At 73.1% G+C, this 15,094-nt stretch carries 12 protein-coding genes; 7 read left to right on the top strand and 5 right to left on the bottom strand.

Features of this window, described 5'->3' with window-relative positions:
- From E1266_RS18095 to E1266_RS18080, 4 genes are all read left to right on the top strand, one after another.
- Positions 1–772: RDD family protein (locus tag E1266_RS18095; protein WP_132048432.1), on the top strand; the 772-nt coding region annotated here is incomplete at its 5' end.
- A 101-nt stretch (positions 773–873) separates the two neighbouring features.
- Complete coding sequence (locus tag E1266_RS18090) at positions 874–1,689, top strand: RDD family protein (protein WP_132048430.1); 816 nt, start codon at positions 874–876, stop codon at positions 1,687–1,689.
- Positions 1,690–1,742: 53 nt separating this feature from the next.
- Positions 1,743–3,323, top strand: coding sequence for a M1 family metallopeptidase (locus E1266_RS18085; RefSeq protein ID WP_243718538.1), 1,581 nt, complete (start codon positions 1,743–1,745; stop codon positions 3,321–3,323).
- Positions 3,324–3,473: 150 nt separating this feature from the next.
- Positions 3,474–4,895, top strand: a complete 1,422-nt coding sequence (locus E1266_RS18080) for a M1 family metallopeptidase (protein ID WP_132048426.1) — start codon at positions 3,474–3,476, stop codon at positions 4,893–4,895.
- 74 nt (positions 4,896–4,969) lie between these two features.
- Here E1266_RS18080 and ilvA read toward each other — a convergent pair whose 3' ends face one another.
- The 3 genes from ilvA to E1266_RS18065 all read right to left on the bottom strand — a co-directional run bounded on the left by ilvA (position 4,970) and on the right by E1266_RS18065 (position 8,431).
- Positions 4,970–6,208 carry a threonine ammonia-lyase gene (gene ilvA, locus E1266_RS18075; protein ID WP_132048424.1) on the bottom strand — a complete coding sequence of 413 codons (1,239 nt, stop codon included), beginning with the start codon at positions 6,206–6,208 and terminating at the stop codon, positions 4,970–4,972.
- Between the two features lie 55 nt (positions 6,209–6,263).
- A complete protein-coding gene (locus E1266_RS18070; RefSeq protein WP_243718540.1) occupies positions 6,264–7,193 on the bottom strand; it encodes an ROK family protein in 930 nt (309 codons plus the stop codon).
- Positions 7,194–7,267: 74 nt separating this feature from the next.
- A complete protein-coding gene (locus E1266_RS18065) occupies positions 7,268–8,431 on the bottom strand; it encodes an FIST N-terminal domain-containing protein (protein ID WP_132048420.1) in 1,164 nt (387 codons plus the stop codon).
- A gap of 227 nt (positions 8,432–8,658) precedes the next feature.
- Between E1266_RS18065 and E1266_RS18060 the strand changes: the two genes are divergently transcribed.
- Genes E1266_RS18060 through E1266_RS18050 form a run of 3 tightly spaced genes read left to right on the top strand, consistent with a single transcriptional unit; the run spans position 8,659 to position 12,695 of the window.
- On the top strand, positions 8,659–10,050 hold the full coding sequence (locus E1266_RS18060) for a sigma 54-interacting transcriptional regulator (RefSeq protein WP_243718539.1): 1,392 nt from the start codon (positions 8,659–8,661) through the stop codon (positions 10,048–10,050).
- Positions 10,051–10,088: 38 nt separating this feature from the next.
- Positions 10,089–12,149, top strand: a complete 2,061-nt coding sequence (locus E1266_RS18055) for a hypothetical protein (protein ID WP_132048416.1) — start codon at positions 10,089–10,091, stop codon at positions 12,147–12,149.
- 27 nt (positions 12,150–12,176) lie between these two features.
- Positions 12,177–12,695, top strand: a complete 519-nt coding sequence (locus tag E1266_RS18050) for a hypothetical protein (protein ID WP_132048414.1) — start codon at positions 12,177–12,179, stop codon at positions 12,693–12,695.
- 33 nt (positions 12,696–12,728) lie between these two features.
- Here the strand turns inward: E1266_RS18050 and E1266_RS18045 are convergent, their stop codons facing one another.
- The gene (locus E1266_RS18045) at positions 12,729–13,823 is read right to left on the bottom strand and encodes an alpha/beta hydrolase (protein ID WP_243718537.1); all 1,095 of its coding nucleotides are present in this window, start codon (positions 13,821–13,823) and stop codon (positions 12,729–12,731) included.
- Between the two features lie 48 nt (positions 13,824–13,871).
- Positions 13,872–15,029, bottom strand: a complete 1,158-nt coding sequence (locus E1266_RS18040) for a cystathionine gamma-synthase (protein WP_132048410.1) — start codon at positions 15,027–15,029, stop codon at positions 13,872–13,874.
- Between the last annotated feature and the right edge of the window lie 65 nt (positions 15,030–15,094).

Below are 15,094 nucleotides of genomic sequence, written 5' to 3'. Positions count from 1 at the left end.
CCCCAAGCCCGACCCCAAGCCGGATGCGGGGGCCGCGGACGGCGACCGCGAGCCCACCGCCGAGCGGCCGCCGCCGTACCAGGGCACCTACGGCGCGCAGCCCGGACAGGCGCCGCCTCCCCCGGCGCCCGGACACGGCACGCCCCCGGCGCCCGGGTACGGGCCGCCCGCCGCCGCCCAGCACCCGGGCTACGGACCGCCCCTCCAGCCGCATCCGGGCGTCGCCGGCCCCCGGGACATGCTGGCCGGACGCTGGGCCCGGCTCGGCGCCGCGATCCTGGACTCCCTCATCCTCGCCGTCGTGTCCGTGCCGGCCATCCTGTTCTCCGTGCGCTGGGACAAGATGCAGGAGTCCATCGAGTCCGGTGAGCCGATCGCCGACCCCCTGGACCTCTACAACATCCCGCGGCTCATGGTCGGATACGCGATCGCGTTCGCGGTGGGCTTCGCGTACTTCACCGTCATGCACGCCAGGTCCGGCCAGACGATCGGCAAGAAGGCCCTCGGCATCCGGGTGGTGAGCGCCGCCGACCACTCCGCCGTGAGCTGGGGCCAGGCCATCGGCAGGCAGGCGTTCGTGTACGCCATCACGATCGTCACGACCGCGCTCAACTTCTTCGTGGCCGCCGGAGCCGTCCTCGGGCTGCTCGGGCTCTTGGACACGGCGTGGATCCTGTGGGACGAACGCCGGCAGGCGCTGCACGACAAGGTGGCGGGGACGCTGGTGGTGAAGACGGCGCCGTGGATGCCCAACCCGTACGACAAGTCCTGAGCATCCCCGGTACGGGCAAGCTTTGATCTTCTTTGCGCAAACTCTGCGGTGCCCCCGGACGCGGGGAGTTTGGACGGCGGCGGCGCGGCCACCCTTCCGGCATGACGCAACCGCCGAACGACCCCGCGTCCGGAGGAGAGCCGGAAGACTGGCCGCAGGGCCCTCCGCAGGGCCCTCCGCAGGGTCCCGGCCGTCCTGGTCCGCACGGTGGTGAGCAGCCCTACGGGGGACGGCAACCGTACGGCGGCCAGCAGCCTCATGGAGAGCAGCCCTACGGAGAGCAGCCCTACGGAGAGCAGCCCTACGGAGAGCAGCCCTACGGGCAGCAGCCCGGGTACGGGGGGCTGCCGAAGTACCCCGGCCAGTCCGGATACGGCGACGAGCCCGGGTACGGCACCCCGGCCGGCTACGGCGGCGCGGGCGGCTACGGCGATCCCTCCCAGGAACTGGCGAGCCGCTGGGCGCGGCTGGGCGCGGCCATCGTGGACATCGTCCTCGTCGGAATCGTCACCAGCCTGATCTCGCTGCCGTTCGTCGACTGGGGCAACGTCTTCGACGACAGCACGCGCGGGTCGGTGTACTCCTCCAACGCCCAACTGTCGAGCAACGCGATCGGTGTGGTGCTGGGCTTCTTCTACTACTGGCTGATGCACGCCAGATGGGGGCAGACGCTCGGCAAGAGGCTCCTGGGGATCAGGGTCGTCCGGGAGGACAACGGGCAGGCGATCACCACGGGGCAGGCCGCGGGCCGTTCCGCGTTCTACAGCGTGCTCGGCGGCATCTGCGGCTGCATCGGCCTGATCAACGTCGTATGGATCCTGTGGGACCCGCGGAAGCAGGCACTGCACTGCAAGGCGGCGCGCACCGTCGTCGTCAGGGCGAGCCCCAACGCCCCCGATCCCTACGCCCAGCGCTGACCGGGAGCGGCTCGGAGTTGCCCTGCGCATACCCGGCCGGGCAGGCTTGGCGCGTGCATAAGGCCGGAGAATCCCCCATCCGACGCCGCCACGGCTCGCGGACCGCGTTCCGTGGTGCCGCGGGACTGGCCGCGCTCGCCGTCGCGGGGTCGCTGACCGCGGCCTGCCAGCTGACCCCCTTCGACGACGAAGCGGGCTCGTCCGGCCCGCCCTCGGGGTCGGCCGCGACCGGCCCGGCCGGGCCGACGAGCGCGGGCGACGACTACGTGCCGGGGGACGGCAACGGCGGCTACGACGTCCAGCACTACTCGCTGAAGCTGAACATCGACCCGAACGCCGGCGAGCAACTGAAGGGCACCGCCACCATCACGGCGAAGGCGACGGAGCGGCTCGCCCGCTTCAACCTGGACCTGAGCGGCCTCAAGGTGGCGTCGATCAAGGTGGACGACGCCCCGGCGCGGCAGCAGCGCGGCGGCAGCGAGCTGGAGGTCACCCCGGCGAAGCCGCTGCGGAAGGGCGCGCAGTTCACCACCGTGATCGAGTACTCGGGGACGCCGGAGCCGGTGTCGGATCCCGTGCTCGGCACCTACGGGTGGATCCGCACGTCCGACGGGGTGTTCGTCGCGTGCCAGCCGAGCGGGGCGCAGACCTGGTTCCCGAGCAACGACCACCCGAGCGACAAGGCCACGTTCGACTTCGAGATCACGGTCCCGCAGGGGCTGACGGCCATCGCCAACGGCGAGCCGGCGACGCCGCCCACCGGGACCGGCGGTGACGCGCCCGGCCTGCCGGGCGCCCCGCCGAGCACGGGTCCGGGCGGGCCCCCGAGCACGGGCGTCCCGGGAGTCGAGCCGATCGGGCACCGGGCGCGGACGACGTCCAAGTGGCACGTCAAGGCGCCGATGGCCACCTATCTCGCGACCGTCACCGTCGGGCGCTTCGACGTGCGGACGGGGCGCACCAAGAGCGGCGTCGAGGTCATCAGCGCGGCGGACCCGACCCTCTCCATGGTCAACCTGGACGCCTTCCACGGCCTGAACACCGAGATCACCGACGAGTTCGCCAAGCTGTTCGGCCCCTACCCGTTCGACTCCAGCGGCGGGCTGGTCGACAACGCGGAGGTCGGTTTCGCGCTGGAGACGCAGACCAGGCCGGTGTACGGGTCGTTCGGGGCCGAGCCCACGATCGTGGCGCACGAGCTGGCGCACCAGTGGTTCGGCGACAGCGTCAGCGTGACCGGGTGGAAGGACATCTGGCTGAACGAGGGCTTCGCCACCTACGCCGAGTGGCTGTGGGAGGAGAGGAGCGGCGGCCGGACCGTCCAGGAGCAGTTCGACGAGCGCTACAAGAGCCCCCTCGCGAAGGACCTGTGGGACCACCCGCCCGGCGACCCGGGCCGCAAGCAGATGTTCGGCCGCTCGGTGTACGACCGCGGCGGGATGACGCTGGTGGCGCTGCGCGGACGGGTCGGCGAGGAGACCTTCTACAAGATCCTGAAGACGTGGGCGGACGAGAAGCGCCACTCCAACGCCACGACGCCGCAGTTCATCGAGACGGCGAACAAGGTCTCGGGCAAGAAGCTGGACTCGTTCTTCGACGGCTGGCTCTACGAGAAGGGCCGGCCGGCCAGGTAACAGGGTCCACATCCGGTCACAAAAGGCACCTCATGCTCGCGTATTCGAGACCAAGTCGCGCTTGAACCGTTCCCGGTCAGGAGAAAGTCTTGATCACGGCCGTCGTGACGGAGCGGCGGCCGTCACCGAGGAGCACCGAGGACGAGGCCGATGAGCACAACCCCCAGAGCCTTCGCCGCCGTGACGCTGGGCGTCGCCGCGGCTCTCACCGTGTCGGCGGCGCCCGCGAGCGCCGCGGAGCGGTTCACACCCGGCGCGCCCGGCGCCGGCGACCCCTACTTCCCCGACATGGGGAACGGCGGCTACGACGTCGCCCACTACGACATCGGGCTGAAGTACGACCCGGCGACGAAGGGGATCCGGGCCGTCACCAAGATCAAGGCCCGGGCGACGCAGAACCTGTCCCGGTTCAACCTGGACTTCCTCGGCCCCCTGACGATCTCGTCGCTGAAGGTGGACGGGCACAAGGCGTCCTTCAAGCGGACGGGGGCCCAGGAACTCGTCATCACCCCGCGCAAGGGGCTGCGCAAGCACCGGCACTTCACGGTGACCGTCGCGTACTCGGGCGTCCCGCAGCCCATCAACGACGCCACGCTGGGGACGTCGGGCTGGATCCCGACGGCCGACGGCGCGGTCATGGTCAACCAGCCGTTCGGCGCCGCCACCGTCTACCCGGTGAACGACCACCCGACCGACAAGGCGACGTACACGTTCACGCTCACGGCGCCCAAGGGCCACACCACGCTGTCCAACGGCGACCTGCGCGGCACGTCGACCAAGGGCGGCTGGACGACGACGCGCTGGGTCATGCGGCACCCGATGGCCAGCGAGCTGTCGATGCTCGCGATCGGCAAGTACGACGTCATCACCGGGCGGACGGGCGACGGCGTGCCGAACCTGACCGCCACCGACCGGGCCCAGGGCGTCAAGCCGGAGGACGCGCGGAAGTTCCACCGGCAGACCGCCGAGATCCAGGACTTCCAGGCGTCGCTGTACGGCCGCTACCCGTTCACCTCGACGGGCGGGATCGTGGTCAAGGGCGGCTTCGGGTACGCGCTGGAGACCCAGGGCCGCCCGGTGTACGACCTCGGCCGCCGGCCGGGCGCCATCCCGAGCGGCTCGCTGGTCGCGCACGAGCTGGGCCACCAGTGGTTCGGGGACTCGGTCACGCCCGAGCGGTGGGCCGACATCTGGATGAACGAGGGCTTCGCGACGTACTCCGAGTGGCTGTACGCCGAGAAGTTCGAGGGCACGCCCGTCCAGGAGAGCTTCGACGCGGTCTACGCGACGCCCGCGGACGACGGCCTCTGGAAGGGCGTCGTCTCGGACCCCGGCCGCGACCACATCTTCGACGGTCTCGTCTACGACCGCGGCGCGATGGCCGTGCACGTCCTGCGCCGGACCATCGGTGAGAAGGCCTTCTACCGGCTGCTGAGGGAGTGGCCGGCGACGTACCGCTACGGCAACGCCTCGACGAAGGACCTCGTCCGCTTCGCCGAGCGGCTCTCGCACAAGAAGCTGGACGCCTGGGCCGACGCGTGGCTCTACTCCGAGGGCAAGCCGTCCCTCTGATCGCTCGTTGACTTGCGGCGTGTCGTCGTCATGAGCGTGCGGATGGCGACGACACGCCGCAGGTGAACGTTCGTTCAGCTGAGGGTGAGGGTGTAGCCCTTCTCGCGGAGGCGGCCGATGACGTCCTCCGAATGGCCGGAGCCGCGCGTCTCCAGATGCATGAGGACCTCGGCCTCCTCGACGTGCAGGCGGGCCGCGACCCGCTCGTGCATCACGTCCAGGACGTTCACGCCCAGCTCGGCGAGCTCGCTGAGCAGCGTCACCAGGGCGCCCGGACGGTCCTTCAGCCGGCAGCGGACGACCAGGTAGCGTCCCGCGCCCGCGAGCCCGTGCCGCAGCACTTTCGACAGCAGCAGCGGGTCGATGTTGCCGCCCGACAGTACGACCACCACCGGCGGCTCGACCGCGTACCCGTGCTCCAGCAGCGCCGCGACCCCGGCCGCTCCCGCGGGCTCGACGACCTGCTTGGCGCGTTCGAGGCACAGCAGCAGCGCCTGGGAGATGGACTCCTCGGTCACGGTGACGACCGCGTCCACCAGCTCGGTGAACATGGCGTGGGTCAGCTCGCCGGGGCGGCCGACCGCGATGCCGTCCGCCATCGTCGGCTCCACCGCGACCGGCACGGGGCGGCCGGCGGCGAGCGAGGGCGGGAACGCCGCCGCCCGCTTGGCCTGCGCGCCGAGCGCCTTGATCTGCCGCCCGCCGGTCTCCTGCGCGACCCCCTTGGCCGCCGCCGCGATGCCCGCCAGCAGGCCGCCGCCGCCCACCGGGGCCACGATGGTCCGGACGTCCGGGCACCCCTCCATGATCTCCAGGCCGATCGTGGCCTGCCCGGTGACGACGTCGGGGTGGTCGAACGGGTGGATGAGCACCGCGCCGGACTCGTCGGCGTACTCCTGCGCGGCGGTGAGGCACTCGTCGACGGTCGGGCCCGGGAACACGACCTCGGCGCCGTAGCCGCGGGTCGCGGCGATCTTGGGGAGCGGCGCGCCGACCGGCATGAACACGGTCGCCCGGCAGCCGAGCATGGCCGCGGCGAGCGCGACGCCCTGCGCGTGGTTGCCCGCGCTTGCCGCCACCACGCCGCCGGCGCGTTCGGCCTCGGTCAGCCCGGCGATCCGCGCGTACGCGCCGCGGATCTTGAACGAGCCGGTGCGCTGCAGGTTCTCGCATTTCAGCAGGACGGGGCCGCCGATCTGCTCCGACAGCACCCGGGACGGGATCAGCGGGGTGGGCACGACCACCTCGCGGAGCAGCTTCCGGGCGGCGCGGACGTCGTCGACGGTGACGGCGTCCTCTGGCCGATAGCTCATAGATGCCTCCCGCGGGGGACGGGACCCCGCGATCCGATCCTCGCACCCGCCGCGCTCAGCCCGCACTCCAATAGCGGTCTTGCGCGAACACCAGGGCGGCGGCGCCGACGAGCCCGGCGGTCTGCCCGAGGCCGGCGGGGACGATCCGCACCCGGCGCGCGAACTCCATCCGGGCGTGCTCGCGGAACGCCTCCTCCAGCGGCTCGAACAGCAGCTCGCCCGTCTGGGACACGCCGCCGCCGATCGCGGCGACCTCCAGGTCGCACAGGTGCGTCGCGGAGGCGATCGCGACGCCGAGGGCGCGCCCGGCCCGGCGCAGCGCGGCGACGGCGACCGGGTGGCCGCCGCGTGCGTCGGCGGCGAGTTCGACGCCGGTGGCGTCCGCGCTCTCCCGCCGCCAGCCCTGCTCCCGCGCCCAGGCGACCAGGCCGGGGCCGCGGGCGACGGCCTCCAGGCAGCCGCGCCCGCCGCACGCGCAGGGCGGCCCGCCGGGGTCGACGACGACGTGGCCGATGTGCCCGGCGTTGCCGCTGGCACCGTTGATGAGCCGGCCGCCGAGGATGAGGCCGCCGCCGACGCCCGTGGACACCACCATGCCGAGGACGTTGTCCCGGCCGCGTCCCGCGCCGAGCCAGTGCTCGCCGACGGCGACGCAGATCGCGTCGTTGTGGATGCGGACGGGCAGCCCCGGATAGCGGTCGCGGAGCCTGGCGCGCAGGGGGAAGCCGTCCCGCCACACCGGGATGTTGAGCGGGGACACCTCCGCGGCGGGCCACGTCATCGGCCCGCCGCAGCCGACGCCGACGCCCGCGAGGGCCGGGTCGCCGGCCCCGGCGACGAGCTTGTCGAGCAGCACCTCCAGCGCCCGCCACAGCCCCTCGGCGTCCAGGTCCGGCCCGGCCGGGGTCGCGGCGCGGTCGTAGGCCGCGATGCGCCCGCCCGGTTCGACGAGCGCGGCGGCGAGCTTCGTGCCGCCGATGTCCACCGCGAGGACGGGCGCGCCCGCACCGGCCGCCGGGCCCGGCGCGGGCTCCGCCCCGGGATCCGCCCCGGGGCCGGTCAAGCCGGTTCCCCGGCCCGGCCGAACGCCAGGATGGACGCGGTGAAGCCGTGCACGTGGTTGCGTCCCGCGACCGGGCCGATCTCGCCGGCGCCGAAGAAGCCGCCCACCCCGGCCGGGCCGAAGGCGCGGTCGAGGACGCGGGCGTCGTGGTCGGAGTCGGCGAACATCGCCTGCCCGCGCCCGTTGCAGGAGAACAGCAGCGCGCCCTCGACCGGACGCATGTCGAACCTGTCGAGCAGGGCGGCGAGGTCCTGGTCGGCGGCGCCCGCGTCGCGGACCTGGAACCGGACGGTGCGGCCCACGTCCACCACGTCGCCGATCGCGATGGCGCCGCTGTCGGTGTCGGCGCCGACCACCCCGCGGACCAGGAAGTCGCCGTGTTCGTGCTCCTCGGCGTACTCGTCCATCGCGACGCCGATCAGCAGGCCGCGTCCGGCCAGCTCCTGCTCCTCCTCCGGGAGCCCGAGGACGACCTGCTCCAGCTTCTCCAGCGCGGGCACGCCCGCCAGCTCGTACAGGACGTTCTCCTCCGCCCTGGTCACCACCATGTCGGGCCCGATCGGGCGGGCGCCCTGGCTGACCACGGTCGCCGCGGCCACCGACCCGCCGATGACGACGCCGACCGCGCCGTCGCGGTAGACCTCCCCGCCGACGAACAGCCGCGTGTCGCCCCGCTCGCGCCCCTCCGCGAGCCCGCCGACCAGCGGGAGACCGGGCAGCGCGTCGTCGGAGCGCTCGACGAACGCGTCCACCGGGAAGGTGTACGGGTCGGTCAGCAGCACGCCGACGACGTCGTCGTCCCGCGCCTCGGGCATGCCGACCACGATCAGCCGGTCGTCGGCCTTCAGCGTCTCCAGCCGGAACGGGTCGAGCCGCGCGCCCGGCAGCACCGCCGCCCACGCGCTGACCGCGCCGGCCTCCTCCACCCCGCGCCCGGCGCCGATCACCCCGGACGCGGTGCAGCCCAGCAGCACCGCGGGCCCGGCGGCCCGCGCCGCGGCCGCGGCGGCCGCCTCGAACACCTCCGGGTCCTCGCCCGTCATGAAGACGCAGACCAGGTCGGGCGCCGCGCTGAGCGGCGCGAGAGCCTGCTCGACCGCCGACACGGCCGCCTCGCACAGGTCGGGTCCGGAGGCCAGGCCATCACCGAATCGCGCCATGGGCGCCGCCTCCCTCACTGCGTTTCGCCGCTCCGTTCACACGCACAGTGTCCCCCGCGGCGCGCCGCCCACCCAAACATCGCCCGATCCGCACAGGACAGGACACTCGCGGACGAACCCACCGGCGCACGAATCCTCCGCCGGGGTGCGATTCCGCGTACCGGCGACGTAATGTCGGTCGCGTGCGTTCATCCACACCGCGTGAATCCCTACCCAGCGAGGCCACTCTGGGCGAGTTGCGCACCAGCGGCCACGTCCAGCGGCCGGTGAAGGCGGAGATCCGCCGCAACCTGCTCGCCCGGATGCGATCCGGGGAGCCGCGCTTCCCGGGCATCCTCGGCTTCGACGACACCGTCCTGCCCCATCTGGAGCGCGCCCTGCTCGCCGGGCACGACCTCGTGCTCCTGGGCGAGCGGGGGCAGGGCAAGACACGGCTCATCCGCACCCTCGCGGGGCTGCTGGACGAGTGGACCCCCGTCGTGGCCGGCTGCGAGATCAACGACCACCCGTACGAGCCGGTGTGCGTGCGCTGCCGGCGGCTGGCCGCCGACAAGGGCGACGACCTGCCGATCGAGTGGCGGCACCGGGACGACCGGTACGGGGAGAAGCTCGCCACGCCCGACACCAGCGTCGGCGACCTCATCGGCGACGTCGACCCGATCAAGGTGGCCGAGGGCCGGACGCTCGGCGACCCGGAGACCGTCCACTTCGGGCTCGTCCCCCGCACCAACCGCGGGATCTTCTCCATCAACGAGCTGCCCGACCTGGCCGAGCGGATCCAGGTGGCGCTGCTGAACGTCCTGGAGGAGCGCGACGTGCAGGTCCGCGGCTACGCGCTGCGGCTGCCGCTGGACGTGCTGCTCGTCGCGTCCGCCAACCCGGAGGACTACACCAACCGGGGCCGCATCATCACCCCGCTGAAGGACCGCTTCGGCGCCGAGATCCGCACCCACTACCCCCTGGAGCTGGACGCCGAGCTGGCGCTGATCCGCCAGGAGGCCGACTTCGCCGACCTCGCGGGGCTGCCCGCCGAGGTGCCCGACCACCTGATCGAGATCATCGGGCGGTTCACCCGGCTCGTCCGGGAGTCGACCGCGGTGGACGCCCGGTCGGGGGTGTCGGCGCGGTTCGCGCTCGCGGGCGCCGAGACGGTCGCCGCCGGCGCGGTGCGGCGCGCGGCGCTCGCCGGCGAGGAGCACGCCGTCGCGCGGGTCTGCGACCTGCCCGCGGTCGTCCCGTCGCTGATGGGCAAGGTGGAGTTCGAGGTCAGCGAGGAGGGCCGCGAGCAGGAGGTGCTGGAGCACCTGCTGCGCCGGGCCATCGCCGAGACCTACCGGCGAACGCTCGGTCCCGCCGACCTGAGCGGGCTGCTGGACCGGTTCGACTCCGGCGACAGCGTCGAGTCGGGCGAGCTGGTCGCGGCGACGGAGCTGCTGCGCCGCATCGGGCAGGTCCCCGGCCTCGCGAAGATCATGGAACGGCTCGGCATGAGCGGGGAGTCCCCCGGCCAGGCCGCGGCCGCACTGGAGTTCGCCCTGGAGGGGCTGTTCCTCACCCGCCGGCTGTCCAAGGACGTCGCGGAGGGACGGGCCGACGGGACGGCCACCTACCGGACCTGACGCCCGGAACCTGACTTCTCCACCTGCGAGGAGATTCGATGAGCCGATACCGCTACGGCGCCTACGAGGACGGGCCCGACCCGCTCGCCCCGCCCTACGACGTCCGCGACGCCCTCGACGCGATGGGCGACTCGGTGCTCGACGGCACCCGCCCGGACGAGGCGCTGCGGGACCTGCTCCGGCGCGGCCTCGGCGACCCGCAGGGCCGGATGCCGAACGTGCGGGGGCTCGACGACATGCTCCGCCAGGTGCGCGAGCGCCGCCGCGCGCTGCGCGACCGGGGCCGCCTCGACGGGACGCTGGAGGAGGCGCGCGCGCTGCTCGACACCGCGATCGGGCAGGAGCGGGCCGAGCTGTTCCCCGACCCGGGCGACGAGGCGCGGCTGCGGGAGGCGGAGCTGGACACGCTGCCGTCCGACACGTCCCAGGCGATCCGGCGGCTGTCGGACTACGACTGGCGCTCCGACGCGGCCCGGCAGACGTTCGAGCGGCTGAAGGACCTGCTGCGCCGCGAGGTGCTCGACGCGCAGTTCCAGGGCATGAAGCAGGCCCTGGAGAACCAGGACCCCGCGGCCATCGAGCGCGTCAAGAACATGATGGGCGCGCTGAACGAGATGCTCGACCGCGATGCCCGCGGCGAGCACACGCAAGAGGACTTCGACCGGTTCATGGACGAGTACGGGGACATGTTCCCCGACAATCCGCAGAACCTGGAGGAGCTGGTCGACTCCCTCGCCCGCCGCGCCGCCGCGATGGACCGGCTGCTCGCCTCGCTCAGCCCGGAGCAGCGCGCGGAGCTGGCCGGGCTGATGGAGCAGGCGATGCAGGACGCGGGCCTCGCCATGGAGATGACCCGGCTGGGCGACGCGCTGCGGACCCTCCGCCCCGACCTCGGCTGGGGCCAGGCGGAGCAGATGACCGGTGAGGACCCGCTCGGCATGGGCGACGCCACCACCGCGCTCGCGGAGCTGGCCGACCTGAGCGAGCTGGAGGCGGCGCTCGGGCAGGACTACCCGGGCGCCCGGCTCGACGACATCGACGAGGACGCCGTCCGCCGCGCGCTCGGCCGGCAGGCGGTCGACGACCTCGCCGCGCTGCGCCGCATCGAGGCGGAGCTGGAGCGGCAGGGCTACCTGCGGCGCAACCGCGGCAAGCTGGAGCTGACGCCGAAGGCGGTGCGCCGGCTGGGCGAGACGGCGCTGCGCCGGGTGTTCGCGCAGCTCACGACCGGCCGGCAGGGCGACCACGACCAGCGGGACGCGGGCCAGGCGGGCGAGCTGACCGGGGCGAGCCGGGAGTGGCGGTTCGGCGACGAGCAGCCGCTCGACGTGGTCCGGACGGTGAGCAACGCGATCCGCCGCAGCGCCATGGAGGACGGCGCGCGGCCCGCCGCCCCCGTCGACGCGCCGGCGGTCTCCACCCTGAAGGTGGTGGAGCCGGCACCTCCCGATACCGGCGGCCTGAAACCCGGCGGGGTGCGGCTGGGCGTGGACGACTTCGAGGTGCACGAGACCGAGCGCCGGACGGGCGCCGCCGTGTGCCTGCTGGTCGACCTGTCGTACTCGATGGTGCTGCGCGGGACGTGGGCCGTCGCCAAGCAGACCACGCTCGCCCTCCACACGCTGGTGACCAGCAAGTTCCCGCAGGACGCCATCCAGATCATCGGGTTCTCCAACTACGCGCGGGTGCTGCACCCGACGGAGATGGCGGGCCTGGACTGGGACATGGTGCAGGGCACCAACCTGCACCACGCGCTGATGATCGCGGGCCGGCACCTGGACCGGCACCCCGACTTCGAGCCGATCGTCCTCGTCGTCACCGACGGGGAGCCGACCGCGCACCTGCGCCCGGACGGCCGCTCGCTGTTCGACTACCCGCCGTCCACCGACACGCTCGTCCTCACGCTCGCCGAGGTCGACAAGATGACCCGGCGGGGCGCCTGCATGAACTTCTTCATGCTCGCCGAGGACCGCCGCCTCGTCTCGTTCGTGGAGGAGGTCGCGCGCCGCAACGGCGGCCGCGTCTTCGCACCCGACGCAGAGCGGCTCGGCGAGTACGTCGTCAGCGACTACCTCCGGGTGCGGCGCGGCCGCCGGTAGCGGGGCGGAGGGGCTAGGGTCGGCGTCATGTCGACGTCCGACCACCTCCTGCTGTTCCTGCACATCGGATTCGCGATCTTCACGCTGGGGCCGCTGACCGCGGCGACCATGTCCACCCCGCGCTACATCCGCAGGCGCAACGTGGTCGTGCTGCGCTACCTGAACCGCGTCACCCAGATCTACGGGGTCGCCAGCCTGGGGATCTTCCTGTTCGGGCTGCTGCTCGCCCAGGGCGACCTGGCGGAGGTGTGGCTGTCGGCGTCGATGACGCTGTTCATCGTCGCGCTCGTGCTGCTGCTGATCGTCGAGCGCGACCAGCGGAAGGCGGTGCACCTGCTGGAGGTCGCGGCCGAGAAGGAGGGCGCGGCGCCCGCCGGGCCCGCCTCGGAGGACGAGAAGGGCACCGGCAAGGACACCGGGAAGGCCGCCCGGCCCCGCGCGGGCGACGACATCGCGCAGGTGGAGCGCGGGCGGATCGCCGCCATCTCCGGCGTGGTCGCGCTGATGTGGCTGGTGATCCTGCTGCTGATGGTCTGGAACGGCTGACCCGGGCGCCGATCCGGCCGCCCAAGGCCCATCCTAGGAACCGGGCCTCAGCCGCTCCTTGAGCCAGGCCAGGATCGTCGGGTAGGTCTTCTCCCCGGCCAGCAGCCCGGACGCGTGCATGTCGCCGTCGAGGCCCTTGACCGTCGCGGGGACGCCCGCCGCGGTCAGCGCGCCCGCCAGCGCGTTGCTGTGCGAGATCGGCACGAAGTCGCCGGCCGTGTGCATGAGCAGCATCGGCGCGTCACCCGTCGAGGCGTGCGACGCGGAGTTGGAGTCCTCCAGCTTCGCCAGGCACTCCTCGTCGGCGGAGACGCCCGGGACGCAGTTGAGCAGCGCGGTCACCGCCCCGCGCAGCTTCCGCTGGCTCGGCGTGGCGGTCGGCTTCCCGCCGTCGTGGTAGGCCAGCGACGGGCTGGTCACCGGCGACAGCGCGACCACGCCGCGGACCTGCGCGGAGCCCGTGCCGAACGTGCCGAGCTGGGTCGCGAGGTGCCCGCCGGACGAGGCGCCGACGACGGCGACGCGCTGCGGGTCGAGGTTCCACCGCACGGCGTTGTCCTTGAGGAAGGCGAGCGCGGACATCGCGTCGTCGCGCTGCGCCGGCCACTGCGCCCGCGGCGCGAGCCGGTAGTTCGCCGACAGCACGACGAAGCCCTCTTCGGTCAGCCGCCGCGCGAAGTACTTCCACCCGGCCTTGTCGCCGTGCAGCCAGTACCCGCCGTGCAGGATCAGCACGGCCGGGCGCGGCGCCGCCCCCGGCTCGGTCTTGCGCCAGTAGACGTCGACCCGCTGGGCCCGGTCCTTGCCGTACGCGTACGTCCGCGCCCTCGGCAGCTCCGGCGTGACCATGACGGCCTCGGCGGAGACGGTCCCGTCGGTCTCGCCGTCCGGCTCCACCGGCTGCGACGTGCCGGACGCGGTCGGCTCCTGCGACCCGGGGGCGCCGGTCGTCGGCGCACCCTCGGGCGGCGTCGTCCCCGGCTCCCCGCCGGGCGGGGCGGAGGGCGACGCCGGGGCGGACGCGGGCGGCGTAGGCGCCGGTGACGTCGCCTGGGCCCCACCCGGAACGGCTACGGCGGAGACACACGTCGCGGCGAACGCCGCCCCACAGACCAGAACTTTGCGCACCCCGGTCCCTTTCTTTACGAGCCTGGCGCGCCGAGTATAGAGGCTTGATCAGCTCGCGTGGGCGAGAGCCCGCTCAAGATCCCGCAGAAGATCACCGACGTCCTCGATCCCGACCGACAGCCGCACCAGATCGGCCGGCACCTCCAGCGGGGATCCGGCGGCGGACGCGTGCGTCATCCGCCCCGGGTGCTCGATCAGCGACTCCACGCCGCCGAGCGACTCCCCCAGCGTGAACAGCTTCGTCGCCTCGCACACCCGGACGGCGGCCTCCTCGGACTCCATCCGGAACGAGACCATGCCCCCGAACGCCTTCATCTGCTTGGCCGCGACGTCGTGGCCCGGGTGGCCGGGCAGCCCCGGGTAGAGGACCTCCCGGACGGACGGGTGCCGCGCCAGCATCTCCACGATCCGCTCGGCGTTCGCGCAGTGCCGGTCCATCCGCACGCCGAGCGTCTTGATCCCGCGCAGGGTCAGCCAGGCGTCGAACGGGCCCGCGACGGCGCCCATGGCGTTCTGGTGGAACGCCAGCCGCTCGCCGAGCTCCGCGTCCGACACGATCAGCGCGCCGCCGACGACGTCGGAGTGGCCGCCGATGTACTTGGTGGTCGAGTGGACGACCACGTCCGCGCCGAGTTCGAGCGGGCGCTGGAGGTAGGGCGAGGCGAAGGTGTTGTCGACGACGAGCAGCGCGCCCGCGTCGTGGGCGACGGCCGCCAGCGCCGCGATGTCGGCGATGCCGAGCAGCGGGTTCGTCGGTGTCTCCAGCCAAATGATCTTCGTCTGCGGGCCCACCGCCGCCCGCACCGCCTCGATGTCCCCCAGCGGCACCGGGTCGAACGCAACCCCCCAGGGTTCGGCGACCTTCGCGAACAGCCGGTAGGTGCCGCCGTAGGCGTCGTTGGGGATGACCACGTGGTCACCTGGGCGGCAGACCGCGCGCAGCAGCGCGTCCTCCGCGGCGAGCCCGGACGCGAACGCCAGCCCGCGGACGCCGCTCTCTATCTCGGCCAGGCACGTCTCAAGGGCGGTACGGGTCGGGTTCGCCGACCGAGAGTACTCGTAGCCGCCGCGCAGCCCGCCGATTCCGTCCTGCTTGTAGGTGGAGACCTGGTAGATCGGCTTCACGACCGCCCCCGTGGTGGGGTCGGGTTCCTGGCCCGCGTGGATGGCCAGGGTCTCGAAGCCTCGCTGAACCTCGTTGTCCATGGGTACGAGGCTATCCACCCCGCTCCCCTCCTAGAGGATGAGGTGCTCCACCGGAGGTATCAGCC

It is taken from the genome of Actinomadura sp. 7K534, from assembly GCF_004348575.1.
Taxonomy (GTDB): Bacteria; Actinomycetota; Actinomycetes; order Streptosporangiales; family Streptosporangiaceae; genus Spirillospora; species Spirillospora livida.
This window is presented reverse-complemented; position numbering and strand designations above follow the sequence as displayed.

Bases quoted from the DNA above. Each gene is read 5' to 3' on its own strand.
- E1266_RS18090 (WP_132048430.1), top strand. From the start codon at position 874: ATGACGCAACCGCCGAACGACCCCGCGTCCGGAGGAGAGCCGGAAGAC.
- E1266_RS18080 (WP_132048426.1), top strand. From the start codon at position 3,474: ATGAGCACAACCCCCAGAGCCTTCGCCGCCGTGACGCTGGGCGTCGCC.
- ilvA (WP_132048424.1), bottom strand. From the start codon at position 6,208: ATGAGCTATCGGCCAGAGGACGCCGTCACCGTCGACGACGTCCGCGCC.
- E1266_RS18065 (WP_132048420.1), bottom strand. From the start codon at position 8,431: ATGGCGCGATTCGGTGATGGCCTGGCCTCCGGACCCGACCTGTGCGAG.
- E1266_RS18055 (WP_132048416.1), top strand. From the start codon at position 10,089: ATGAGCCGATACCGCTACGGCGCCTACGAGGACGGGCCCGACCCGCTC.
- E1266_RS18050 (WP_132048414.1), top strand. From the start codon at position 12,177: ATGTCGACGTCCGACCACCTCCTGCTGTTCCTGCACATCGGATTCGCG.
- E1266_RS18040 (WP_132048410.1), bottom strand. From the start codon at position 15,029: ATGGACAACGAGGTTCAGCGAGGCTTCGAGACCCTGGCCATCCACGCG.